This is a genomic window from Bacillota bacterium (assembly GCA_013177945.1).
GTDB lineage: Bacteria > Bacillota > DSM-12270 > Thermacetogeniales > Thermacetogeniaceae > Ch130.
In genome coordinates this window covers 86,142-108,093 of the sequence record JABLXW010000004.1, presented here as the reverse complement: position 1 = coordinate 108,093, position 21,952 = coordinate 86,142, and the positions used below count along the sequence as shown (strand labels likewise).

The 21,952-nt window shown below is 58.8% G+C and carries 21 protein-coding genes; 13 read left to right on the top strand and 8 right to left on the bottom strand.

What is annotated here, in order from left to right; translation table 11 throughout:
- Positions 1-75: 75 nt before the first annotated feature.
- From HPY58_03930 to HPY58_03915, 4 genes are all read left to right on the top strand, one after another.
- Positions 76-4,290, top strand: coding sequence for a S8 family serine peptidase (locus HPY58_03930; GenBank protein ID NPV28802.1), 4,215 nt, complete (start codon positions 76-78; stop codon positions 4,288-4,290).
- A gap of 222 nt (positions 4,291-4,512) precedes the next feature.
- Complete coding sequence (locus HPY58_03925) at positions 4,513-4,947, top strand: MarR family transcriptional regulator (GenBank protein ID NPV28801.1); 435 nt, start codon at positions 4,513-4,515, stop codon at positions 4,945-4,947.
- Positions 4,948-4,964: 17 nt separating this feature from the next.
- Complete coding sequence (locus tag HPY58_03920; GenBank protein NPV28800.1) at positions 4,965-5,765, top strand: ATP-binding cassette domain-containing protein; 801 nt, start codon at positions 4,965-4,967, stop codon at positions 5,763-5,765.
- 82 nt (positions 5,766-5,847) lie between these two features.
- Positions 5,848-6,573, top strand: a complete 726-nt coding sequence (locus tag HPY58_03915) for an ABC transporter permease (GenBank protein ID NPV28799.1) — start codon at positions 5,848-5,850, stop codon at positions 6,571-6,573.
- A gap of 110 nt (positions 6,574-6,683) precedes the next feature.
- On the opposite strand, the gene HPY58_03910 is transcribed toward HPY58_03915, so the two are convergent.
- The gene (locus tag HPY58_03910; GenBank protein ID NPV28798.1) at positions 6,684-6,866 is read right to left on the bottom strand and encodes a hypothetical protein; all 183 of its coding nucleotides are present in this window, start codon (positions 6,864-6,866) and stop codon (positions 6,684-6,686) included.
- A 261-nt stretch (positions 6,867-7,127) separates the two neighbouring features.
- Here HPY58_03910 and HPY58_03905 point away from each other — a divergent pair, with 261 nt between their 5' ends.
- The 3 genes from HPY58_03905 to HPY58_03895 all read left to right on the top strand — a co-directional run bounded on the left by HPY58_03905 (position 7,128) and on the right by HPY58_03895 (position 8,829).
- Complete coding sequence (locus tag HPY58_03905; protein NPV28797.1) at positions 7,128-8,105, top strand: hypothetical protein; 978 nt, start codon at positions 7,128-7,130, stop codon at positions 8,103-8,105.
- Positions 8,106-8,362: 257 nt separating this feature from the next.
- Positions 8,363-8,584 (top strand): hypothetical protein, encoded by a 222-nt coding sequence (locus HPY58_03900; GenBank protein NPV28796.1) that lies wholly within the window; start codon positions 8,363-8,365, stop codon positions 8,582-8,584.
- 29 nt (positions 8,585-8,613) lie between these two features.
- The gene (locus HPY58_03895; protein ID NPV28795.1) at positions 8,614-8,829 is read left to right on the top strand and encodes a hypothetical protein; all 216 of its coding nucleotides are present in this window, start codon (positions 8,614-8,616) and stop codon (positions 8,827-8,829) included.
- A gap of 29 nt (positions 8,830-8,858) precedes the next feature.
- Here HPY58_03895 and HPY58_03890 read toward each other — a convergent pair whose 3' ends face one another.
- From HPY58_03890 to HPY58_03860, 7 genes are all read right to left on the bottom strand, one after another.
- Positions 8,859-9,980 (bottom strand): hypothetical protein, encoded by a 1,122-nt coding sequence (locus HPY58_03890; GenBank protein ID NPV28794.1) that lies wholly within the window; start codon positions 9,978-9,980, stop codon positions 8,859-8,861.
- 111 nt (positions 9,981-10,091) lie between these two features.
- A complete protein-coding gene (locus HPY58_03885; GenBank protein NPV28793.1) occupies positions 10,092-10,607 on the bottom strand; it encodes a hypothetical protein in 516 nt (171 codons plus the stop codon).
- A gap of 171 nt (positions 10,608-10,778) precedes the next feature.
- Positions 10,779-11,609 (bottom strand): hypothetical protein, encoded by an 831-nt coding sequence (locus tag HPY58_03880; protein ID NPV28792.1) that lies wholly within the window; start codon positions 11,607-11,609, stop codon positions 10,779-10,781.
- 336 nt (positions 11,610-11,945) lie between these two features.
- Positions 11,946-13,085, bottom strand: a complete 1,140-nt coding sequence (locus HPY58_03875) for a DUF4349 domain-containing protein (protein NPV28791.1) — start codon at positions 13,083-13,085, stop codon at positions 11,946-11,948.
- 33 nt (positions 13,086-13,118) lie between these two features.
- Complete coding sequence (locus HPY58_03870) at positions 13,119-13,781, bottom strand: sigma-70 family RNA polymerase sigma factor (protein ID NPV28790.1); 663 nt, start codon at positions 13,779-13,781, stop codon at positions 13,119-13,121.
- Positions 13,782-13,998: 217 nt separating this feature from the next.
- A complete protein-coding gene (locus HPY58_03865; GenBank protein ID NPV28789.1) occupies positions 13,999-15,021 on the bottom strand; it encodes an MBL fold metallo-hydrolase in 1,023 nt (340 codons plus the stop codon).
- A 256-nt stretch (positions 15,022-15,277) separates the two neighbouring features.
- Positions 15,278-15,448 carry an aspartyl-phosphate phosphatase Spo0E family protein gene (locus HPY58_03860; GenBank protein NPV28788.1) on the bottom strand — a complete coding sequence of 57 codons (171 nt, stop codon included), beginning with the start codon at positions 15,446-15,448 and terminating at the stop codon, positions 15,278-15,280.
- A gap of 309 nt (positions 15,449-15,757) precedes the next feature.
- On the opposite strand from HPY58_03860, the gene scfB reads away from it, so the two are divergent.
- The 6 genes from scfB to HPY58_03830 all read left to right on the top strand — a co-directional run bounded on the left by scfB (position 15,758) and on the right by HPY58_03830 (position 21,913).
- Positions 15,758-17,215 carry a thioether cross-link-forming SCIFF peptide maturase gene (scfB, locus tag HPY58_03855; GenBank protein ID NPV28787.1) on the top strand — a complete coding sequence of 486 codons (1,458 nt, stop codon included), beginning with the start codon at positions 15,758-15,760 and terminating at the stop codon, positions 17,213-17,215.
- Positions 17,208-17,789 (top strand): chromate transporter, encoded by a 582-nt coding sequence (locus HPY58_03850; protein NPV28786.1) that lies wholly within the window; start codon positions 17,208-17,210, stop codon positions 17,787-17,789. The genes scfB and HPY58_03850 overlap by 8 nt, the downstream gene beginning before the upstream one ends.
- Positions 17,786-18,301 (top strand): chromate transporter, encoded by a 516-nt coding sequence (locus HPY58_03845; protein NPV28785.1) that lies wholly within the window; start codon positions 17,786-17,788, stop codon positions 18,299-18,301. The genes HPY58_03850 and HPY58_03845 overlap by 4 nt, the downstream gene beginning before the upstream one ends.
- Before the next feature lie 282 nt (positions 18,302-18,583).
- Positions 18,584-20,158, top strand: coding sequence for a peptidoglycan DD-metalloendopeptidase family protein (locus HPY58_03840; GenBank protein ID NPV28784.1), 1,575 nt, complete (start codon positions 18,584-18,586; stop codon positions 20,156-20,158).
- A 183-nt stretch (positions 20,159-20,341) separates the two neighbouring features.
- Positions 20,342-20,977, top strand: a complete 636-nt coding sequence (locus HPY58_03835; protein ID NPV28783.1) for a tetratricopeptide repeat protein — start codon at positions 20,342-20,344, stop codon at positions 20,975-20,977.
- A 93-nt stretch (positions 20,978-21,070) separates the two neighbouring features.
- Positions 21,071-21,913, top strand: a complete 843-nt coding sequence (locus HPY58_03830) for a hypothetical protein (GenBank protein ID NPV28782.1) — start codon at positions 21,071-21,073, stop codon at positions 21,911-21,913.
- Positions 21,914-21,952: the final 39 nt, after the last annotated feature.

The following is a 21,952-nucleotide window of genomic DNA, read 5'->3' as shown; positions in this document are numbered from 1 at the left end:
AGAAAAACTCCTCCGCAGACGTATTGTTAAATATGGAAATAAGCTTCACGGGGCGGTTGGAGAGGAGAACTCGAATTGGGGAAAAAGCTGCTCGGGTTTTGCCTTTTGTTTCTTTTAACCGGTTGCCTGGTTGCCGGAAGCCTGCTCCTTGCTCCTGGAGACGGGGAGCCCCCTGGGGGGCGTGCAGGGCCTCCCGGAGATGCAGAACCGGGTGGCGGCGGGACCGGCGCAGCCGGTAGTTTATTTGTGGTCTATTTACAAAAAGTTGAGGGAGATTTCCGGCTCGCTCTTGCCAGACTGGGCGCCGAAAGCGGGGACCTGCTGGAAAAGGGCCTCCTGCTCGTCCGGATCCCCGCCGGCCGGCTGCCCGGGGCGAGGGAGGCGTTGGGTGAAGCTCTGGAGCCTTTCCGCCCGGAGGCGCGCCTGGCCCCGGAGCTTCTAAAAGAGACGCGCGCTTCTGGAGCCCGGCCCGTTGTGGTGAATATTACCCTTTTCCGGGCTGCCGAAAAGAAAGGGATGGCGCGGGTTGTGGAGGGCCTCGGGGGGGCCGTGCTCCGGGGGATGGGGGAACCGGGGCGGGTGCTCCGGGTGTCCATTCCCGCCGGGCGCCTCCTCGACCTGGCAGGCCGCCCTGATGTCGTCTTTATCGAGCCGGCCTCCTCCTACCGCTTCTTGAACGACCGCGCCCGGGATCTTGTGGGGGCCGCGCCTTTGGGTGTTTCCGGTTTCCTCCCATCTCCTGCCGGGCCGGAGGGGGTGCTCACCGGGGCGAGGCAGATTATCGGCCTGGCGGACAGCGGCCTGGACCGGGGCTCGCCGGAGGAGATCCACCCTGATTTGAAGAGCCTGCCCGGGGAGATGCCGAAGGTGGTGATGCTGAAGTCCTGGGCGGGGGCTCCTAAGGCGGCAGATCCCGACGGGCACGGCACCCACATGGCGGCGACGATCGCCGGAAGCGGGGCAGCCTCCCAGGGGAGGTTCCGGGGGATCGCCCCCGGGGCCAGCATTTACTTCCAGGCGCTTTTGAACCCCCAGGGGAAGCTGGAGCCTCCTCCCGACCTGACCGCCCTTTTTGAGCCTGCCTATGCTGCAGGTGTACGGATCCACGTGAACGGTTGGGGGGGCGAGGGGAGCGGTTATCTCGCGGCGGCAGCCCAGACCGACCAGTTTGTGCGGCGCCATCCCGATTTTCTCGTGATTTTTGGCGCCGGAAACGGCGGTCCAGGGGAGGGGAGCCTGACTCCGGAGGCCGCAACGAAAAATGGCCTTGTGGTGGGGGCGAGCCAGAGTCCTCACCCTCTGTTTAATCCCGGCCAGGTTGACGCCCGGATGCCTGCGGAGTTTTCCAGCCGGGGGCCCACCCGCGACGGGAGGCTGAAACCAGAAATTCTTGCTCCCGGTGCGGCAATCTCCGCGCGCTCCAGCCTGCTTGCGGGAAAATCCGTACCCAGCTCTTATTACACCTACAGGGAGGGAACCAGCATGGCGGCGGCGGTGGCCGGGGGGAGCGCCGCCCTCCTCCGGGAGTATTTCCAGAAGTACGAGGCGCTTGCGAACCCCTCGGCGGCCCTGCTCAAGGCGGCATTGATCTGCGGGGCGCGCCCCCTGGAAAAGGGACCCGGCAGCGCGGGGTTTGGAATTCTCGACCTGGGGGGGACGGTTCTTGCCCTCCGGGAAAGGTCTTTTCAATTCCGGGATGCCAGGGAGGGCGTCGCGGCCGGTCAGGTCCTGAGCTACACCTACCAGGTCCGGGACGAAAAGGCGCCCCTGAAAGTCACCCTCGCCTGGACGGACCCCGGGGTGGCGCCTGGCTCGGTGCGCCCCCTTGTGAACAACCTTGACCTTGTGGTGCGCGACCCGGCAGGGAGGGAGTTCCGGGGGAATGCCTTCCTCTTTCCCGAAAAAGCTGATGACGTTAACAATGTGGAGCAGGTCTTGATCCCTGAGCCGGTCCCGGGCTCCTACACCATTTACGTCAGGGGAACGGAAATCACCCAGAATACGGTGCCCGGGGCTGCCGGGAAGGCGCAGGATTTTGCGCTCGTTTACGGGCAGCCCCTGGTGCAGGATGTGATTGTTGCAGCTGCGGGAGACCGGGTTTCCCTCGCCTCCGGGCGGGAGGTAGCCCTCGCCCCCGACAGGGTCCGGTTTGTGCGGGACGGGCGGCTTTTCCCCTGGCCCGCCTCTTCCCCCGGGGAGGCGCCGCGTCCGGCCCGGGAGAGGCTTTCATCCGGAGGAGAATCGCCGCGCGGGGCGGACATTTACCTGCGGCCCGAGGGGGGCTCCGGCCCAGGCTGCTCCTACGTCGTGGCGCGTACCTGGCAGGAGGATGGCGTTCAGGTGCTGAAGACAGAGCATGGTTACCTGGTCACGGAGGTCGATCCCGGGGCTTACACGGGGGGCTTTTATCTCGCCCCCGGGGCAGACCAGTTTCTCTGGGCCAACGGAGCAGCTGCAGAACCTGCCTCCCTCCCGCCGGGGGGAGCGTTCAGGGGCTGGCTCAACCCCTCCACCCAGACCCTCTGGGGGGGCGTTTTCTCGTATTCGGAAACGGAGGGCTTCTTAAATAAGGTGGATCTGGAAAGGCGCGAGATTTTTCTTTTGGGGAATCCCCGCCCCTTCCCGCTCGCGCCCCGCGCCGCCCTTGCCTACCTGGACGAACTGGCTGAGGCCGACCCGGCCGACCTCCCCTTTGGTGCAGGCTCCTGCCCCGCCTGGGAAGAGCTTCTCCCCGGCTTGAAGGTGAAGCTTGTATCCAAACCCGGCAGCGGAGAGGTGATGTACGTTGGGGCGCGGCGCCGGCTGGCAGTAGGCACCATTGTCCAGGTGGAACCGGAAGCGGGGGAGATTGTTTTGTCCAACGGATACACTTACCGGTTCCATCCTGGCATCTCTCTCCGGTTGGACCAAAAGGAGATTGCACCTGCACAACTCCGCCCCGGGCAGCATCTGGTTGCGGTTTTGCTCCCCGGCACCCGGGAGATCCTGGCTCTTAAAGCGCACAGCCGCGTTGTCTACGGGCGTGTTGTTTATCTGAACCTGCAGAACCGGGTGCTCTACCTGATCGATGACCAGAATAAGTTCCGGATTCTTCACCTTGCGCCCGATACCAGGTTCTACCGCTGGGGCCTCCCCGCCCAGGTGGCGGCAGTCGAGCCTGGAGACTGGGCGCGCCTCTATCTGGATCCGGGGAGCAGCACTGCCTGGCGCGTTGATCTGGCCGAAACAACAGGAGAGAGGAAGGAAGTGCTGCGCGGCTACGACCCTGGGAGCGGGATCCTGAGAGCAGAAGGCGGCACTTACCAGGTAAGCAAGCGAACGCAGGTGACGAAAAACGGGTATCCCGTAGCCCCGGAGGACCTTGCGGCAGGAGAAGAAGCAGCACTGACGCCCTTCCTGGTGGAGGGGAGCGGGGGACCCCTCCTTGCGGCTGTTGCTGCCAGGACGCGGCCGGGCGTGATGCCTCCTCGCCTTGAAGTGGCGGCTTCCCGACGCGACGGTTACGCGATCCTTTCGGGCGTGACTTCGGCCGATCGGCTTTACCTTTTCCGGCCGGAAGGGGAGCGTGAAGCTGTTTCTCCCGGCAGGGGGGGCCGGTTTGTCTATGCTTTCGATCCAGGCGCCGGGGAAGAGCCGGAGGGCCTGGTGCTGCAAATCGTTGCCGTTGATTCCCGCACCGGCGGGGTCGCCGGCCAGTATCTCACCCTTCCCCCACGCTCCGGGGGCGTGTTCAGGGACCTTGGAGGGCACTGGGCGGCCGGGGATGTGGAGGCCCTTCTTGCACAGGGCTTATTGAAAGGGTATCCTGACGGAACTTTCCGGCCCGACGCCCCGGTCACCCGCGCCGAGATGGTGGTGCTTTTAAGCGCGGCCCTCGGCTGGTCTGGTGCATCCGGTTCTCTTAAGTTTCCCGATGCTTCGCTGATTCCCGCATGGGCGCGGCCTGCCGTGGCGCAGGCGGTGCAGCGCGGCCTTGTCCGCGGCTATCCTGACGGCTGCTTCAGGCCGAACCGCTTCCTCAGCCGCGCTGAGGCGGCGGTGCTCTTTGCCAGGGTGCTGGCCTTTTTTGCCCCCGAGCTTGAAGGGCAGGAGGAATTCCTTACCCGGCCAGCCTGGCAGGATTGGCCTCAGATTCCTGCCTGGGCTCAGGAAGCGGCAGCACAGGCTTTCCAGGCCGGGGTCCTGCGCGGCCGGTCCGCGCAGGCCTTTGCTCCCACAGCCCCCCTCACCCGCGCCGAGGCGGCTGCTGCGGTCAGCCGCCTCCTGGAGGCCCTCCGTGCCGGGGGGTAGCCTGAGGCTTCATGGGGCCGGACCTCTCGTCTCTTTCCATCCGTACCGTTGCCGGTTTGTTTTCGCAAAAACCCCGATTTGGGCCTTAGCCGGAAAGTCTCCTGCTTCGCAGGAGGGAGGCAGGCCTCCCCAGCAGAAAGCAGGGATGCGCCGGCCGTGAAATATATTGACAGTCAAACTATTAGAAGATAAAATTTAAGTGCGATTCCTGGAGGTGGCGACTTGGCGATAGATCGGGATTCGGATTCGCTGACCGAACGGCTGGTAAATGCGTTCTGGCAGTTCTGGCAACAGTGGCGCCAGGCTGCGCATCCGGTGCGCAAGGGGAAAATTACCCCGGAACAATACTGGCTCCTAAAGCGGCTTAAGAGGACTGGTCCGGCGAACGTAAGCGACCTGGCTGAGGGCCTGGGCATCACCAACAGTTCGGTAACGGCGGCTACCAAGCGCTTAGAAAAAATGGGTTTAGTGGCCCGCCGGCGAAAGATCGAGGATGAACGCGTGGTCGAGGTGAGCCTGACCGAGGCAGGCCAGGCAGTGCTGGAACAGTGGGCGAGCGAAAAGCGCCAGGCCATGGCAGCCCTTTTGGCCCCCCTCAGCCTGGAGGACCGTGCCTTGTTATTGGAACTGCTAAAAAAACTGCTTAAGCGAGTTTAGCGGGAAGAGGTCCTGCCATGGGTTTGGCTATTGAAGTGAGGAACCTGGTAAAACGGTTTGGCGACCATGAGGCAGTAGCCGGCATTAGCTTTGCCGTCGAAGAGGGGGAGGTATTCGGCCTTTTAGGCCCTAATGGCGCCGGGAAGACCACGACCATCAGGATCCTGGCAACCCTTTTGCCGCCTACTGCCGGCCAGATAAAGGTCGAAGGGATAGACTGCAGCCGGCAGGGGGCCTTGGTGCGCCGGCTTATTGGCTATGTACCACAGGTGCTTTCGGCCGATAGCAGCCTGACCGGCTATGAAAACCTGCTTTTCCTTGCAAAATTATTACGCATACCTAAACGCGAACGGGAGCAGCGGATCCGGGAAATTCTGACCCTCCTTAATTTGCAAGAAGCAGCCAGCCGACTGGTACGGCAGTATTCGGGCGGCATGGTGCGGCGGCTGGAAATCGGCCAGGCGATCCTGCACCGTCCTAGAGTGTTAATTTTGGACGAACCCACGGTGGGCCTGGACCCGGTAGCCCGGCACACCGTCTGGAAGGCTCTGGAATTGCTCCGGGAGGAAACCGGCCTCACCATTCTGATTACTACCCACTACATGGAGGAAGCAGAAGCCCTCTGCAGGAGGGTGGCCATTATGGACAGGGGCAGGATTGCTGTCCAGGGGACGCCGGCAGAGTTGAAAGCCAGGACAGGCAATCCTCAGGCAACCCTGGAAGACGTCTTCACCTATTTTACCGGTAGCCAGATGGAGTCGGGAGGGAGCTTCCGTGAAATGCGCCAGGTGCGGCGCCGTGTCCAGCGCTTCAATTGAAACCGGAATCCCTGCGATTTGCCGGCGGTCACTGGGGAATGGTATCGCCGATTACCTGTCCGGCTTGCTGGCCGTGGCTGAGATGGAAATCCGCAAGTTGCGCCACGATCCCACAGAACTGTTCACCCGGGCGGTGCAACCGGTTTTATGGTTGCTGGTATTCGGCCAGGCTTTTTCCCGCATCCGGGCTGTGCCGACCGGCGGCGTGGACTACCAGACCTTTATCACCCCAGGTATTCTCGCGCAGTCCATGATGTTTATCGCGATTTTTTACGGGCTGAATACTATCTGGGAGCGGGACCAGGGCATCCTGCAGAAACTGCTGGCCATGCCAGTGCCGCGTGCGGCCCTTGTCACCGGCAAGGCACTGGGCGCCGGGATCCGTGCCGTCGTCCAGGTAGCGTTCATTTTCCTTTTGGCCCTGTTGTTGAGGCTCAAGATCCATTGGAGCCCCAAGAGCATAGTTCTCAGTGTGCTGGTGTTGATCGTGGGGGCCATGTTTTTTGCTACGCTGTCCATGATCTTTGCCGCAATCTTAAAGACGAGGGAGCGGTTTATGGGTTTTGGTCAGGTAATTACCATGCCCTTATTTTTCGCCAGCAATGCCCTTTACCCTGTTGCGGTCATGCCTGCCTGGCTGCGTTTTCTGGCTGCGGTAAATCCTCTGAGTTACGTAGTAGAGTTGTTGCGGGGCTACCTGGTAAGCGGCAGCGTACCCCGGCCTGAAGTCGATTGGATCGTCCTCCTGGGGGCTGCGGCAGTAATTCAAATCGCAGCGGCACGCTTGTACCACTGTGTGGTTGCCTGAGGTAGATCGGCAAGAACGGGTGAAAAAGGCTTCCCGATTCGTGGAAGCCTTGATTTTTTTCCCGCACATACCCTTCAAATTTCCCTGCCCCCGGCAGGCTTCTTTTCGGGTCATGCCGGGCAGATCAACCAGCGATTGATCAGTCTTATGTTTTCTTCCGCCCTTAAAGCCATTTGCTGGCATGCCTGGCCCAGTTCTGTATCGCTCAATCTGTTTGCCAGGTCCTGGTAAACCCTGAAAAGAGCCTGCTCAGTTTTAAGCGCTTTTTCCAACCGGTCTTTGATGGCGGTCAAGATCCCTTCCTCCTCTGCCCTCCTCGCCGTTGCTTTGCGCCGCTGAGAGGAGCATTATGGTTGCGACCAAACGGCCCCCTTGTTGATTGCTCTTTAATCTATAATATTCGAGGCATTTGTTTCCTGTGAAACCTGGCCGGACCTCCCTTCCTCTCTGGAGATTAGAGTAACACATTTCAATTGCTTCCATATAATGTAATACCAGCAGCTGAAAATAGTTGGCAAAAGATCTTGCAACCTGATCTCAAAGGAGGGAATCTTATGGCAATCCCACCGGGCAAGTGCCCGCAAGTCGGCGGCATCCCGAACTGCCCGCCGTTTACCGAAAAGGACTGCATTGAGGTTTTTAAAGTTTACGACCAGTGCGCGACGGAAGAACTGCTTGGAAGCTGCGTGAGAGCGGCGGATCATTGCACTGCCCCCATTCCTCCGGGGGCTACAATTACCTGCAACGTGGTGCCGAACACCGCCAGGTGTTTCTTTGTCGGGTTCGGGCCCTTCAACCCGCCTTTCTTCAGGCCGGTGCTGGTGTTCAATGAAGTGCAGGTCAGCGTTACGGTCACCTCGGACGGCACCGTCATCTGCCCGACCTTTACCATCACCCTGCAGGGAATCACCCAGGCATTCATGTGGGCGCCGGACGGGACCTTCGTGCAGTGCCAGGTCCTCGCCGTGGGCCCCTGCACCTGCGATGTCACCACCGACCCGGCAACAGGAGACCAGCTCATCTGCTGCCGGGTGAAGGTCTGCAAGGAGATCCAGATCAAGGCCCTGGTGAAACTGCTCGTACCGAGCTACGGCTTCTGCGAACTGAACCCGTGCGTCGCCGTACCGCAGCCCGAGTTTCCCTGCCCGCCGACCCAGCCGCTCTTCCCGCCCCAGAAGTGCCAGGACACTCCGGTGGTTACGGTTCAAACTGCACCCGGTGTGGGGCTTGGCGGCGTAACCGTTTCGCTGATCCGCGCCGGGACTACCATCACGGCTGTAACGGATGTCACCGGCAATGCCCCCTTCCCAACCGTGGGCGGGTTTGCAGGCGGCATTGACACCATCCAGTTCACGGATCCTGTTACAACAAAAGTTGTGAGTTTCGCCCTGCCGGTGGAGTTCACCGATCCGACCGGAGCCCTCCACGACAGCAGCACTGCCTGCACCATTCTCTTCGTCAGAGCAGGGGTCGGGCTCGCCACCTTCAACGTCTTCATTGACGGCATCCAGAACGGAACGGTTGATCCATAAGCCGCAACTGAGAAAGCCGTGCGAAAGGCAGCGGTTGATACGCTGCCTTTCCGGTTTACAATCCGATTCAATGAAATTCAAAGAGAACAGGTACAGGAAACCTGTCCCCAATCTTTATGTTGAATCACCTGCCGCTCTGTGACAAAAATGGACATAATATGGCAATCTGCAACTGAACAGGAAACATGACCAGACAGCAGGATTCCCTGGCGGTACTCTATTAGTATCTGGAAAACACTGGAAGGAGGACAGATATTATGCCTGCCGTATCATCCTTTGAAACCCAGGTCCGCAGTTTAGTGGGCAAACTGGTACTCGTTCACACCGGGGCTGTCGCTACAGTAACAGGGGCACTCACTCTGGTGGGAAGCGATTATTTGATTGTTTCCTTTCCGGAAAACACAAGGATAGTAGATGTTCATATTCCTTTCGCCCGGATTGATTACCTGCATACCCTCCCTCCGGGCACGCCGGTATAAACAAGAGAATCAAAGAAGGAGGAATGAGCATGGCTGTAATACCAACTGGTGCTTCTCCTGAGCTTTTTGCACTGCTGCGGACGAATGTCGGGGCTACCGTGACCGTTATTCCAGTTGTAGGCAGCCCGGTAACTGGTGTCCTGGATTCTATTAACGGAAATCTGATACAGGTCACCCCTCCCGGGGCACCGCCGGTTTATCTTGTCCTTAACTACATTGTGCAAGTTACTGTTGAGACAACATAGGACATGGGCCGCTCAAGGGCAGCGATTTCTTATCCGCTGCCTGTTTCTTTTGGATCGGTGGGCTTGCCGGGAGGGTAGACCGGGATGTTTTTCAAAAGGGAGCAGATTTCCGCCCAGCCGGGCGCTTTTCCCTGTTCTCCAGAAACGCTGCTGCTGTGCGGTTTTGGAGGGGGAAGGTTTGATGGGGTAAAGGTCCGGTAAAGACCAGGACGGCTAGGGATCTGTTCCAGTGGCAGCCCGGAGAGGTCCAGGCCCTGCATGAGCTGCGCCCCCTTTTCTGGTTCCGGGAGCACCGCGGCGGATTTAATGCGCTTTTCCTCCTCGTATGCGCGGATAACTTTTTTCACCAGGTCCGCCAGCATTTCCGGGTTTATTGTCTGGGATGCTTCCGGTTCTGCAGCCGGTACCCCGCCGTTCCCCTGCTCCGGGGGCGCTCCCCCCGAGTCCTTAAGAGCCGCAGGAAGACCCTGTGCGGAGACGGTGCCGGCTGGCCCGGCGGCCGTGTCTCCCTGGCGCCGCCGGATGACTTCAAGTATCAGGTCCGCAAGGGCATCCAGTTCGATCGTAATCTCGCCATCCTTCTTCTTTGCCGCTCTCTTCGCTTTTTCTCCCGCCAAAACTCCCTCGCCAACGGACTTGATCTCACCCGCATCTCTTTTATCGGTCCTCGCACCTGCAAGATCGACAAGGCGCTTCTCCGGAATGAACTCCCCGGCGGGCAGGAGATCAACGGTTATCTCGCCCTCAACCTGGATCTGCACCCATCTACCATTCCAGATCACGCTTTTTAAAAGGTCCCAGAATCTCACCCTGGGCGGCCTGTCGGCTTTGAGCCTGGCCTGGAATGGACGGTTGACGGAAATACGGACCTGCACCGCCTTTCCTGCCATTCCGGATACATCCAGGGGTACTTTTTCGACAAAGGTACGAGGGACAACTGTAGTGTAACAGTCTTCATCACCTTTGTTTCTCCGTCTGCGATGGCACAAAACCAGGTCGTACCCTCCGAAGACCAGGACCGTCCCGTCGGACAGCAGCTCCCCGAACAGGACCGCGTTTGCGATCCTGCCGGCGAGGGGATGGTCGGCAAAAGCAAGATGGAAAACAGACCGGAATTCTTCCCTGGTGGAGGCGATAATCGGATCTGGCACTCCTGTCCCTCCCCCCTAAAGTTTTCATGACATCCGGGTTCCAGATAAAAAGGGAGGCGCTCCTCCCTTTTGCGTGCCTGCGGTATCCTACCGCGCTCTGACGGGTTTGCCTCAGCCGCCCGGTTTAGGACTACCCTGCAAAGGTGGAAGGTCAACTGGTTTGTGGGAGGCCGCCTCGGACGGCTGCACTTGAAATATCAGTTTAATGGTTTCCTCATCAAGTCCGAACTGCTTGTAATACTCCATGATGGCAGGAGGAATTACGGAATTTCGAGCCAAATCAACGGTATTACCAGGCAACTCCGAGAAGGCTACGTATTTCTGTTTAATCTGCGAAACAGGTGCGCCTGCCTTTTTCTCTGCTTCCTCCCTGGCTTCCGGCGCGGGGGTTGTTTCCTGGGCGCATTGGTTTTGTTTTGTTTGAGATTCCTCTTCTTTTTCTATATCCCGGGTGTCGCCCTCTCTGTCCTGCTGCCCTTTTTCCTTTCCTGCTGTTGCAGCTTCATGCCAGATGCTCTCTTGTGCTACCGCGGCTTCGGACACGCAGGCATCCTCTTCCTCGAGTTGCTTTGCATCTGTTAGCTCATCTTCAGGTAATTGAGTCATATCCTGCTCGACAGGCTTCATTTAAACCCCTCCTATGTTCACAATGAATCTGGAATAATTTCTCCTTTCCTGGTTATTATATGAAGATTTCGATAGAGTGCTACTTGGGTTGCAAGGAGGGGACGGTTCGCCTGTCGGACTTATTTACTTTAAATTTTATTATGACGGGGGCGTTTATATGCATTTGGCCAATTACAACTCGGCAAACAACTCCACTACCAGCACATAGCTTCCCCGCGGGACCACGGCAACACCCACCTTATTGTAATTCGGATTCAGCATGATCTCCCGGTGCCCCTGGGTGCTGGTCAGGAAGAGAAGGTGGGCCCTGGAGACATCCCCTGCCTTGGCCAGGTTTTCGCCTGCGCTCCGAAAACTGACGCCGAATTTCCTCAGCATCTGTCCCGGCGAACCGTAAGTCGGAGAAAAGTGACCGAAATAGTTGTTGTCGATCATGTCCTGGGCTTTGATGTGGGCTATTTCCACCAGCTTCATGTCGATTACCACGGGCCGAACCCCTTCATTTGTGCGGGCGCTGTTGATCAGTTCGAACAGGCGGGCCTCCTGAGCGCTTAACTCCTCAGGAGCCGGAGAAGGCGCTGCCGGCGGTGCGGCCGGGCCTTTTGAACCTCCCTGGTTTGAAGGGGCGGAGGGCTGGGGCGCCGGCAAGACAGGTTGGTTTGAATAGTAGATAGGTGTACGCTGCCTGTTTATTATGGCATGATAATAATCATCGATGCTGGTGGTCGGCCTGCTTTCTGCATACGTGGGTACCGGCTGAGCGGCGGGGGTTTGCAGGGGCGCCTGGGAGGTGGCCGCCTTCTGACCAGAGGGAACCGGGAAGGCGGGATTGGATTGCGAAGGCAAGGCCTTGTTGTTAAGAACGGCCTGCTGGTATTCTTCTATTGTAAAAGCGCCGGCCCTGGGAGCGAAGATCCAGCTTGAGAAACAGAAAAAGATCGCCGCGAAAGCAACTCTTGATAACACTGACCTGTTAATGATCATCCACTCCTTTTCAAGCATTTATTGGCTTATATTAAACAATATGAAGCTGGTTAAATCAATTCGACAGCTTCTCCGCCAGACGGGGTCTCCGGAGGGGAAGGCCGTATGGCGCCTGCAAAATACCGTTTTCTGTCCGATGCACCTGCCTGGTAATATATGTCTTTATTCCTGATTCGTATGAAAAATCAGAACTGCACCAGGCCCGTTTTTTAGTGGGGAAAGCGCTCTCGAGCTGTTTTTCCGCTTTCCGGCGGACCAGCCGGCGGCTGCTGCGAGAAAACAAAACCGGAGAGGTGGCGGTTCCTCTCCGGGTCTTTTTTGCTTAATTTATCCCAGAGTGCTAATGTTCAATTGTTACTGTTCAAGCCAGAGGATCACGACCTGCCTTCCGGCCTCCTGATCCCAGTTTTGGAGCTGCTGTTCAAGGAAATTAATCTGGCTCTCAAGCCGCGCCCTTTCGCTTTCCGGGGCCGCCGCCTGCTGCGCTTTCAGCGCCTGGTATTCTTCAAGGGCGCGGGCGAAACTGGCCGTTACATCCTGAGTGGTTGCATCCCTGGCGCTTACTTCACCCAGTGCTGCCAGATCGGCAAGGAACCTTTCGGCGCGCTCGGGAGCGAGGGTAAAGCGGAGGATGATGCTCCTGTGCCCGTTGCTCTGGGCCGAAAGCTCTGAGGATACTTCTGCTCCTGCGCTGCGGGCAATTTCCCGGCTCCTGTCCCGGGCGGACTCCAGATCTGCCACCGCGACCTTCAGCATCGTTGTTTTAATAATCCGGGTTTTGTTCAAAAACACCTTTCTTTCCTCTGTTTTGCCGGGATTATTTGCAGCAACAACGGGGTTTTTGTTCGGCTCTTTCACTGCCGGCATCTGCCTGGGCGCATCTGGGTGCTGCGGGCTCCCGCTTTCTTCCGTTGCCGTGCCGGGGGAGTCTGGATTTTGCTCCCGGGTGCCGGGATTCTCTGTATCGCCCCTGGTTTCATCGGCCCTGGGAGCCGGTTTCCCTGGGGCGCTCGCGTTCTTGCCTACCGCGTTTTCCTTTCTTTCCGCGATGTAGTTTCCTGCCTTCGCCGGCCAGTATTTGACAGCGAAGCTGACCGACCCGGTGAGCAGCGCCAGAATCACTGCTGCAGCAGCCAGACCCTTTGCCCAATCCCATCGAAGCCAGCCTGCCCTGCGCGTTTCCCTGCCGGCGGCGGAATTTCTGCATCCCTGCTCTGTAATGCGGGCCACCACCCCGGCGGCAAACGCCGGGGGAGGGGAAACCTTTGCCTCCCGGAGGGCGGACCGGACCTCGCGCCAGGCGCGGAACGCGGTGCAGCAGTCTGGGCAGGATGCTTCATGAGCGCGCAGCTTTCGCGCAGCTTCCGGATTCAGTTTCTCCTCTCCGATATTGTAAAAAAGCTCCTGCGCCTCAATGCACTTAAGCCCGAAGCCCGCCTCCCGCGCCGCGGTTTTCTCCGCGCCCCTCTGCTTTCCTTTAGGCTCCCTGCCCATCCTGCTCACCCCCTTTGTCGGCTCCGGGCCGCCTTAATTCTGGTTCGAGACCAGGGTGGTTTTTGTGTCGGCAGCATTGAACTCCTTTAGTTCTGCTTCGATTTTTTCTCTGATCGCCTGGCGTGCCCGGTTCAGCCGGGACTTTACCGTGCCAAGGGAGCACTCCATTATGGCGGCAATTTCTTCGTAGCTGTAACCTTCCATTTCCCGCAGGACCAGCACCGTGCGAAATTCCTCGGGAAGATTCAGCAGAGCCTTCTGCACCAGCCTCTGCAGTTCTTTTCCCTCCAGGGCCTCTGCCGGATCTCCTGCCGGGTCGGCTGCAGCCACCGCCCGGGTAATTTCCCCTTCAAAGGTCCGGATTGGATCGTCAAGGGAAAGGGTTTCAGAAGCCTTCTGGCGGCGCTGCATGTTCAGCCACAGGTTGACCGCGATGCGGTGCAGCCAGGTACCCAAATCCGCTTCCTGCCGGAAACTTTTTAGACCCAGGTATGCCTTTACGAAAACTTCCTGGGCGAGATCCTGGGCATCCGCGTGATTTCCGGCCAGATAAAAACTGAGCGTGTATATTTTTTCCTCGTAGAGGGTCACCAGCTCTTCAAAGGCCCTGACATCTCCGGCGCGGGCGCGCCGGATGAGCGCCTGCGTGTCGGCTTTGCCGGCCCCCGGGCCGCTCTGCCGTGGTTTCTTAAACAAGGAGAATCACACCCCGGATTCCGGGTACCCTCCTGATCTATTAGACAGCAAAAGAAGCAAAAAAGTTCCCTTAATTCCGAAAGATTCTCCAGAGATCAGGAAAGGTCCGGGAAAGTACAGATTTCTCTTTATACTTTAACCCAATTTTTTCTTCCCTGCAATTACCAATTGCCTCCTGCTGGAGCCAGGGGCGCCGGGAGGGCACCTGCCCGGTTTCCTAGATGATGTGCTCCCTGTTGATCCGGAGCATTTCCTCCAGTTCTTCCAGGAGGTGAGCGATTTTTTCGCGGTATTCCCAAAAGTCGATCAGGCCGTGGCCCAGGGCGATCTTGTCCGGTTGGGCGATCCTTTTCAGGTAGGTCAGGGTCGGGGGATCGGCGGATATGCGGAGTTCCTTTCCCAGCAGGGCACGCAGGACGATGACGATATCTTCGATGACCATTCCCTTTGGTTTGAAGGCATAATGAGGTTCAATTTTCAGTTCGTTGTTGATGCTGACGAAAAGATCGCTGGCAAAGAGGATTTTCACTTCCCCGGTTTCCAGGAGCCCGTATAAAGTTCCTTCTGTCTGGCCGTAGGGAAGTTCGAAGAATTCCAGCGCCAGGGACTGGTTGCGGTAGGGCTGCCGTCCTGTGACCTCATGGATCTCTTCTTTAAGGGGAAGGAGCCGCTCGGCATCGTTTGCGGCCCGGAGCGGGAGCGGGCGGCGGTGGTAATCTGTCAGGCGCCCTTCCACGAAGATGCTTTTCCCCGTTTTTTCCGCTCCGGCCATCTGCGTCAGCACCATTTTGCAAAGCGGAGAAGCGAAAAAGGCCTCTCCCTGGTACGGCTCGTACCCGATCCAGTGATCGAGGTGGAAGTGGGTGAAAATCACGTGGCACTTTTTGATGCCCAGCACACTCCGGATCCAGTGCCCATCCCGGAGGCCGGGGTCGATGACCACAACCTCCGGGGCCTCAGCAGTTCTTCCGTCTCTGTTTTCGCTTTTTTCCCGAATCAGGAAGTACCCAATGTTTTGGTAGTCACCCAGATTCCGCTGGGGATCCCTGTCTTCGATCCCGATTAAGGAGAGCACCTGCTCCTGGTAGGGAAGGGCGAGATCCAGCACCTCCAGCCGGTTCTCCGGGCGGCGCAGTTCCAGCAGCGCCTGTGCCACCCGGGGGCCATGCCCGCCCTCTTTCCATTTATCACCCTGAAAGTTCGGCAAAATTTCCCCTTGAGAGCCTTCAACTCCTCCCAATTACTTCTCCCCCCGTCTGAATTTGGATACAAGTTTTATTATAGCATAAAAGCAATAATTTCCATCACCTGTCAGGCAATCGAAAAAGCGCCAGAAAGATCAGGTGAAAAAAAATTACCGGCTGAAGGAGCCGGTTGAATCGTTGCAACTGCTCCCGGCAGCGGCTTTAGAGCCGTCCCCCGGTGTCATCCCTCACCTGAAGGAAACCTTCTTTAAAAAAATTAAAAAAATTGGCGGCTTTTTGCTGGAGTGAAGGTTAATTTTCCTCGTTTTTCTGAGCTTTCATCCGGAGATACCTGTTGATGAGATCGTCGAGCCTTTCCGAGATCAGGAGCATTTCCCGTGCGGTAAGCGCCACCATGCTGCTTTTTTGCTCCAGTTCGCGTCTCAGTTTTTCGATTTCCTCGATCAGTTTCTCGCGTTCCACCGTACTCCGATCACCCCGGGTTGACTTTCAAAAATTTTCTATTTTAATTTATGTGGCGAAATTCCTTTTTAATCTTGAGAATTACTTAAATATTCCGAAAAGATTTTTGCTTTTAGATGTTCTTTCCCGGATCTCCCCAGCACAGCCCGGAGTTCACTGTTTGGCTCCCGGTGTGCTATAATAGCTGCGGTAGTTCCTGCCAGGGCAACTTTTTTAAGGAGGGAAAAGATTAATGAAGAAAGGAAAACACGTAAAGACCTTGATTGCGGGCAGTCTTCGGAAGCCCCACCGCCGGCCGGGGTGCGGTGAATGCCAGACCTCGTGTCAATCGGCCTGCAAAACCTCCTGCACGGTAGGGAATCAAACTTGCGAAACCAGGCCAAAGCAGGCAGCCCTTTAAGTGCATACCTTCACCTTTTTGCAGCTGATGGGCTTCGCCTGGCCTTTGATGTCGGCAGCGGTTCTCTTCACAGGCTGGACCAGGTGGCCTGGACCTTCCTGAAGCACCTGGTCGCAGCCGGCGACTGGGCCGGGGCGCGGGAGGAAGCGGCGAAGTTTTTCCGGGCCGGGGAGGTTGAGGAGGCTGCTGCGGAGATCCGCGCCCTGGCAGAAGAAGGGCTTCTCTTCGGGGAAGACGAGTGGCACTCCTTTGCACCCGGCGCCGATCTGGGCCTGAAAGCGCTCTGCCTGAACGTTGCCCACAGCTGCAACCTGGCCTGCAGGTACTGCTTTGTTCCCTCCGGGCTCCGGAATTCGGAAGAAATCATGCCTCTTGAGGTGGTGCGGGCCGCCCTTGATTTTTTAATCCGGGAAACCCCCTATGAGTTTCTGGCGGTCGACTTTTTCGGGGGGGAGCCCCTCCTCAACTTCGCGGGGGTTCAGGAGGCGGTCGCCTATGCCCTTGATGCCGGAAAACATAAAAAGTGGAAGTTTACGCTGACCACCAATGCCCTCCTGCTTGATGAAGAAGTCCTTTCTTTTCTCAGGAAGCACAATTTTTGCCTCGTTCTGAGCTGCGACGGGAGGCCCGAGACCCACGACCGCTACCGGGTGATGCCGGAAGGGGGAGGCAGCGCCGCCCGGGTGGAGGAGCGGATCCGGGATTTTTTAGCAACCGGGGGAATCGGAGAATACTACATCCGGGGAACTTATACCCGCCGGAATCTCCATTTCACCGAAGATGTACTCTATCTTGCGGATCTGGGAGCAAAGAGCATCTCGCTGGAGCCGGTTGTGGCTCCCGAGGGGGAGCCTTACGCCCTCAGGTTGGAGGACCTGCCCGTTCTTAAGGAAGAATATTTGAAGCTGGCAAGAATTCTGAGAGCGCGGGAGCGGGAGGGAAAAGGGTTTGCTTTTTACCATTTTTGCCTGGACCTCCAGGGCGGGCCCTGCGTTGCCAAGCGCCTCACCGGCTGCGGCGCGGGGTACCAGTATCTTTGTGTCACTCCAAACGGCGAGCTTTACCCCTGCCACCAGCTTGCCGGGAACCCTGCCTGCCGGATGGGGGATGTCTGGCGGGGGGTGACATCTCCTGAGCTGCAGAAAAAATTCCGGGAGGCCCACGTCTACCGGAAAGAACCGTGCCGCTCCTGCTGGGCGCGTTTTTTGTGCGGGGGCGGGTGCCGCGCCCAGGCCCTGCTGCGGCAGGGCGACCTCTTCCGGCCCGATCCCCTCGCCTGCGCCTTGATGCGGGCGCGCCTGGAGGGCGCGCTTTACTACCTTGCTTTGGGTGCAGAAGCCGGAAAGGGGAGGGAGGCCCTTGCCTGAGAAGATTTGCAGGGCGGTGCGCCCCTGGCTTGAGCTTTTCTGGACCTTCTTCCGGATCGGCGCCTTCACTTTAGGCGGGGGGTATGCCATGATTCCTTTGATTTATCACGAGGTGGTGGAGAGCCGGCGCTGGCTTGACCGGGAAACCTTTTTTGCCGGGGCCATGCTTGCCCAGGGGGTGCCCGGGGCGAATGCGGTAAACACCGCCGTTTTTGTCGGGTACCGGCGGGCGGGCCTGGCGGGAGCCGGCGTTGCGGCGCTGGCCTGCATCCTCCCCTCGTTTTTGATTATCCTGGGGCTCGGGCTGCTCATCTTCCGGATCGCGCGCCACCCCGCGGTTGCCGGCATTTTTCTGGGCCTCCGGGCGGGGATCCTGGGCGTTCTTCTCTATTTTTTGGGAAGCTGGAGCCGCCCCTTGTTTCGCGATTTTAAAGCTTTTGCCCTCTTCGCCCTGGCTCTTTTTGCCCTGCTGGTGTTGAAATGGCACCCTATTGCGGTGATTACCGGGGGCGCCCTGCTGGGCCTGCTGCTTGCCGGGGAAGATCGAGATGAAGAAAGGGAGGAGCCATCTTGAACCTCCTTGATTTCCTCTTCACTTTTTTAAAAATCGGTCTTTTCAGCTTCGGAGGGGGGTATGCCGTTATTCCCCTGATCGCTGCCGAGGTCGTCCAGCACCACCACTGGCTGACGCCTTCCCAGTTCGCCGACCTCCTTGCCCTCTCCCAGCTTACCCCGGGCCCGCTGATGGTCAATGCTGCAACCTTTATCGGCTACCGGGTCGCGGGAGTACCCGGGGCGGTCCTGGGAACCCTCGGCGTGATCCTTCCCGCCTTTTTGCTCATGCTTGCCATCACCCACTACCACCAGGTCTTTCGGGATTGCGCTCTCGTCCGCCGTTTGCTTCGGGGCCTTTACCCGGTCGTTGTCGCCCTCCTTGCCGGTGCTGCCTTCTTTTTTGCCCAAAGCACCCCTTTCTCCTGGAAGGTACCGTTAATCGCCGCCCTGGCCTGCGGAGTCCTGGCAACGCGGCGTCTTGACCCCTTTTGGGTTCTGGTCGGGGCGGCCTTTTTGGGCTGGCTCTTGTAGCAGGGGTCCGGCGCCAGCCCGGCCCGGGCCCTGGGGCGTTTGAGGTTGCAAGCTGATGTGTTCTGGCATTTTAACCGGATAAACTCCTAATATTTAGCTTTTGCGGAATTTCTTGCCTTTACATTGCGATTTTCGTGTGCTATAATTCAACTGGCTGTTTTTCACTCATGCGTTGCTGATCGGCGCCTGGAACGACGGCTTCCGGCGCGCAAAACAGTTGACGGGAGAGGAAATAGGATGGGGTTGAACAGGAGGAAGAGAGCCTCTTCTTTTCTGTTGCGCTTGCGCCAACTTTACCTGGAACTGGAGTATGGATTTAAGGGTTGGCTTGCCCGGCAGGCAGACCTGATCTTGCCGCACCTGATGGAGTTAGGGGAAGCGGCCCGGGCCTGGGGGGAGGAGTGCTGGCACTGGATGAAGGGGGATCTCAAAGAGAGAACCGCCCGGGCTTGCCTTTTCCTGCAGGATCTCCGCACCGGGAAGCGGCGGGTAGAGATTCCGGCTTTTGCGAAAACTCCCCGTTTCTACGCGGCCGTTTTGGCCGGTTTTTTGTTGCTCGGGGGAAATTTTTACCTCCTCCAGAACCGCCTCGTTTACGCCGTGTCCTATCAGGGAAAAGAAATCGGGTATGTTGCCTCCCGGCGTGCAGGGGAGGAATTGAAGGCCCAGGTTGAGAGGGAACTGGAAAGGCGCCTCGGCCAGGACGTCTTCCTTCCGGTTTCCCTGGCCTACGAAGCCTGTTTTTTGCCCCGCACAAGGCTGACTTCTCAAGGTGAACTCCTGAAAGCCTATCGGGAGCTCCCCTGGCTGCTCCGGGGCGTCGAAATCGTGATCAACGGGGAGCCTGTCCTGGTGGTCCAGAGCGGAGAAGCGGCAGATCGGGTGCTGGCCAGGGTAAAGGAGAGGTACCGGAAGGAGCTTGCCGGGGAAAGGATCGAAAAGATCGAATTCCGGGAAAGCGTGAGCCTCCGCTCCCGCCTGGTGCCGGCGCAAGAGGTTGCACCGCTCCAGGAGGCCGTCGCGCTCCTGCAGCAGGGGAGAGTTCAGGCAAGGCGGTACCGCGTTAAAGAGGGGGATTCTCTCTGGAGCATCGCCCGGGCGCACAGCCTCCTGGTGGAGGACCTTTTCAGGGCAAACCCGGAGTTGACTTCAGACCGCCTGGACATCGGCCAGGAATTGAAACTGGCGGCGAGCGAGCCGCTCCTCAACGTGATGATTACCAGCACCGCCGTGAAAAAGGAGACCATACCTTACGAAGTTCAGGTGGAGCTTGATTCCCGCCTCTGGCGCGGCCAGACCCGGATCCATCAGGCCGGCGCGGAAGGAGAGGCGGAGGTGACCTATCGCCTTGTACGCCAGAACGGGGCCGTCATCTCCCGGGAAGTTGCCGCGCGCCGTGTTTTGAAGGAACCCGTTGCCAGGGTTGTGGTGCAGGGAACGCGGCGCATGGTGGCAACGGCCAGGATGCGGGTTTCGCGGGGTTCCGGGAGCGGGACTCTGGGCTGGCCTGTGGGAGGAAGCATCACCTCGGGGTACGGTTACCGGGGGAGAGAGTTTCACGGGGGGATCGACATCGCTGCGGACTACGGAGCCCCGGTGGCGGCGGCAGCCGGGGGCCAGGTTGTGTTCGCAGGCTGGGACGGAGGCTACGGGCGCACTGTTGTCATCGACCACGGAAACGGGCTGGCCACCCGGTATGCCCACCTCTCCCGGGTTGATGTAAGCAGCGGCGAGGCGGTCGGCCGGGGCGAGGCAATCGGGGCTGTAGGCGCAACGGGGCGGGCCTCGGGCCCCCACCTCCACTTTGAGGTGCTGGTGAATGGAGCAAGGGTAAATCCCTATCATTATTTAAGGTAAGCGACTGATTAAATTTGAGAAGTTCACATTTTAGAACGTTTGGAATACGCGGCTCACCCCGGAGGGTTGGCCGCATTTTTATGCCAGGATGAACCTGGATAATTTCCGGGAACCGCCCCGCTTTATGGTATAATGTTGACATCAATGTACAGGGAATTAGCGGAGAGAAAAGGAGCGGGGAGGATGCTGAGAATTTTCCGGGAGCGGCGCCTTTTGGCGCGGGTGGTGCTCGGGGTTCTGGTAGGAATGCTGGCCCTGGGTTTGATCGGGTCGACGGTTGCCTGGTACCTGGAGCCAGGCCGGAGCCCCTCGGGTTCCTCCCGGCGAGATGCCCCAGAAGCGGAGCAGCAGTCTGAAGAAGCCGAACTCAGGTTGCTCCTGGCCCGGTATGAGGCGATGCAGAAAGAGAGGCCGGAGGATCCCGCGGTGCTCACGGGATTCGCCAGGGTGGAGGCAGAGCTGGGGCGCTTCTATCTGGAGCAGGGGAGGCAGGAGGAGGGAAGGGAGTTTTACCGGCGCGCCGCCGGGCATTTCGAAGCGGTCCTGGCCCGGCAGGAGGATGCGAGCCTCCGCCTGGAGCTTGCAGAGGTGTATCAGGCAGCGGGATCCTTTGAGCAGGCGGAGGAGCAGCTCCGGAAGGTGCTAGCTAAGGACCCCGATAACGTCCAGGCCCAGGTGCAGAGGGGGCTGCTGCGGGAGGCGCGGCAGGACTGGCCCGGGGCAGCAGAGATCTGGCAGGCTCTGGCCCGCGAAGGCACCGACCCCACGGTGCGCGAGTTCGCCCGGGCCAGGTTAAAAGCGGTCCGGGAAAAGATGTAAGGCCCTGATGGGCTCTTTTCCCTGGATTTAATTGTTAGCCCCGCACTCCTCATTCTTTTAGTATAATGGGGGAGGAGAGAGGAGGAAGGAGGAATGGACCGCTTTTTCGTTTCTTGCCTGGTTCTCTTGCTTGTTTTCCTGCTGGTCCTGAATTGCGTACAGCCGAACCCGGTCCGCGCCTTCGGATACACCGTCTTTCAGGAGTACCAGCGGTTTTTGCTCCGGCTTGAAACCTCCTCCTGGCCCGCGCTGGCCGGGGAGCATTTTTTGGTAAAATACCGGCCCGGCGATGAGGTGAGCGCCCGCATGGTTCTGCAGGAGGCGGAAAGGGTTTACCGCCCGCTGGGTGCTTTTTTTGCCTGCTTTCCTGGAGAAAAGGTGCCGATTCTCATTTATCCCGACCGGGTCTCCCTTAACAGGATTTTTGGCTGGGGGAGCGAAGAAAGCGCGATGGGGGTTTACTGGGCCGGCATCATTAGAATTTTGTCCCCCCGCGAGTGGCTGGGAGATGTGCCTGAGGAGGAAAGGGAGGCGGTCTTCAGGGCGCGGGGCCCCGTCGCCCACGAGTACATTCATTTCCTGGTGGACTATAAGACCAGGGGGAACTACCCGCGCTGGCTGACGGAGGGTCTTGCCCAGATCGGGGAGGAGCGCATTGCGCAGGCTGCACCTCTGGAGTCCGGGTGCCCTGACCCGGCGCCTCTCCCTTTAAACGAACTGGAAAGGAAATTTGATGATCCTGCCTGGCAGGATTACAGCTACGCCCTGGCGCGGGAGATGGTGGAGCATCTCGTGCAGAAATACGGACCGGAGAAAATTCCTCTCCTGCTGGAATCCCTCGGCCGGGGGCGGAGTCTGGATGAGGCCTTCAGGGAAACCCTGGGGGTCGGGGTTTCCGAATTTTTGGAGAACTACAGAGAGAGCCTGGCCGAATAATTTTTCCTCCTTTTGCCTAAGACTAACGGCAGAAGGGGT

Coding starts and splice junctions, on each gene's coding strand:
- HPY58_03920 (NPV28800.1), top strand. CDS start 4,965: ATGGGTTTGGCTATTGAAGTGAGGAACCTGGTAAAACGGTTTGGCGAC.
- HPY58_03915 (NPV28799.1), top strand. CDS start 5,848: ATGGAAATCCGCAAGTTGCGCCACGATCCCACAGAACTGTTCACCCGG.
- HPY58_03905 (NPV28797.1), top strand. CDS start 7,128: ATGGCAATCCCACCGGGCAAGTGCCCGCAAGTCGGCGGCATCCCGAAC.
- HPY58_03900 (NPV28796.1), top strand. CDS start 8,363: ATGCCTGCCGTATCATCCTTTGAAACCCAGGTCCGCAGTTTAGTGGGC.
- HPY58_03895 (NPV28795.1), top strand. CDS start 8,614: ATGGCTGTAATACCAACTGGTGCTTCTCCTGAGCTTTTTGCACTGCTG.
- HPY58_03885 (NPV28793.1), bottom strand. CDS start 10,607: ATGAAGCCTGTCGAGCAGGATATGACTCAATTACCTGAAGATGAGCTA.
- HPY58_03880 (NPV28792.1), bottom strand. CDS start 11,609: ATGCTTGAAAAGGAGTGGATGATCATTAACAGGTCAGTGTTATCAAGA.
- HPY58_03875 (NPV28791.1), bottom strand. CDS start 13,085: ATGGGCAGGGAGCCTAAAGGAAAGCAGAGGGGCGCGGAGAAAACCGCG.
- scfB (NPV28787.1), top strand. CDS start 15,758: ATGCCAGACCTCGTGTCAATCGGCCTGCAAAACCTCCTGCACGGTAGG.
- HPY58_03835 (NPV28783.1), top strand. CDS start 20,342: ATGCTGAGAATTTTCCGGGAGCGGCGCCTTTTGGCGCGGGTGGTGCTC.
- HPY58_03830 (NPV28782.1), top strand. CDS start 21,071: ATGGACCGCTTTTTCGTTTCTTGCCTGGTTCTCTTGCTTGTTTTCCTG.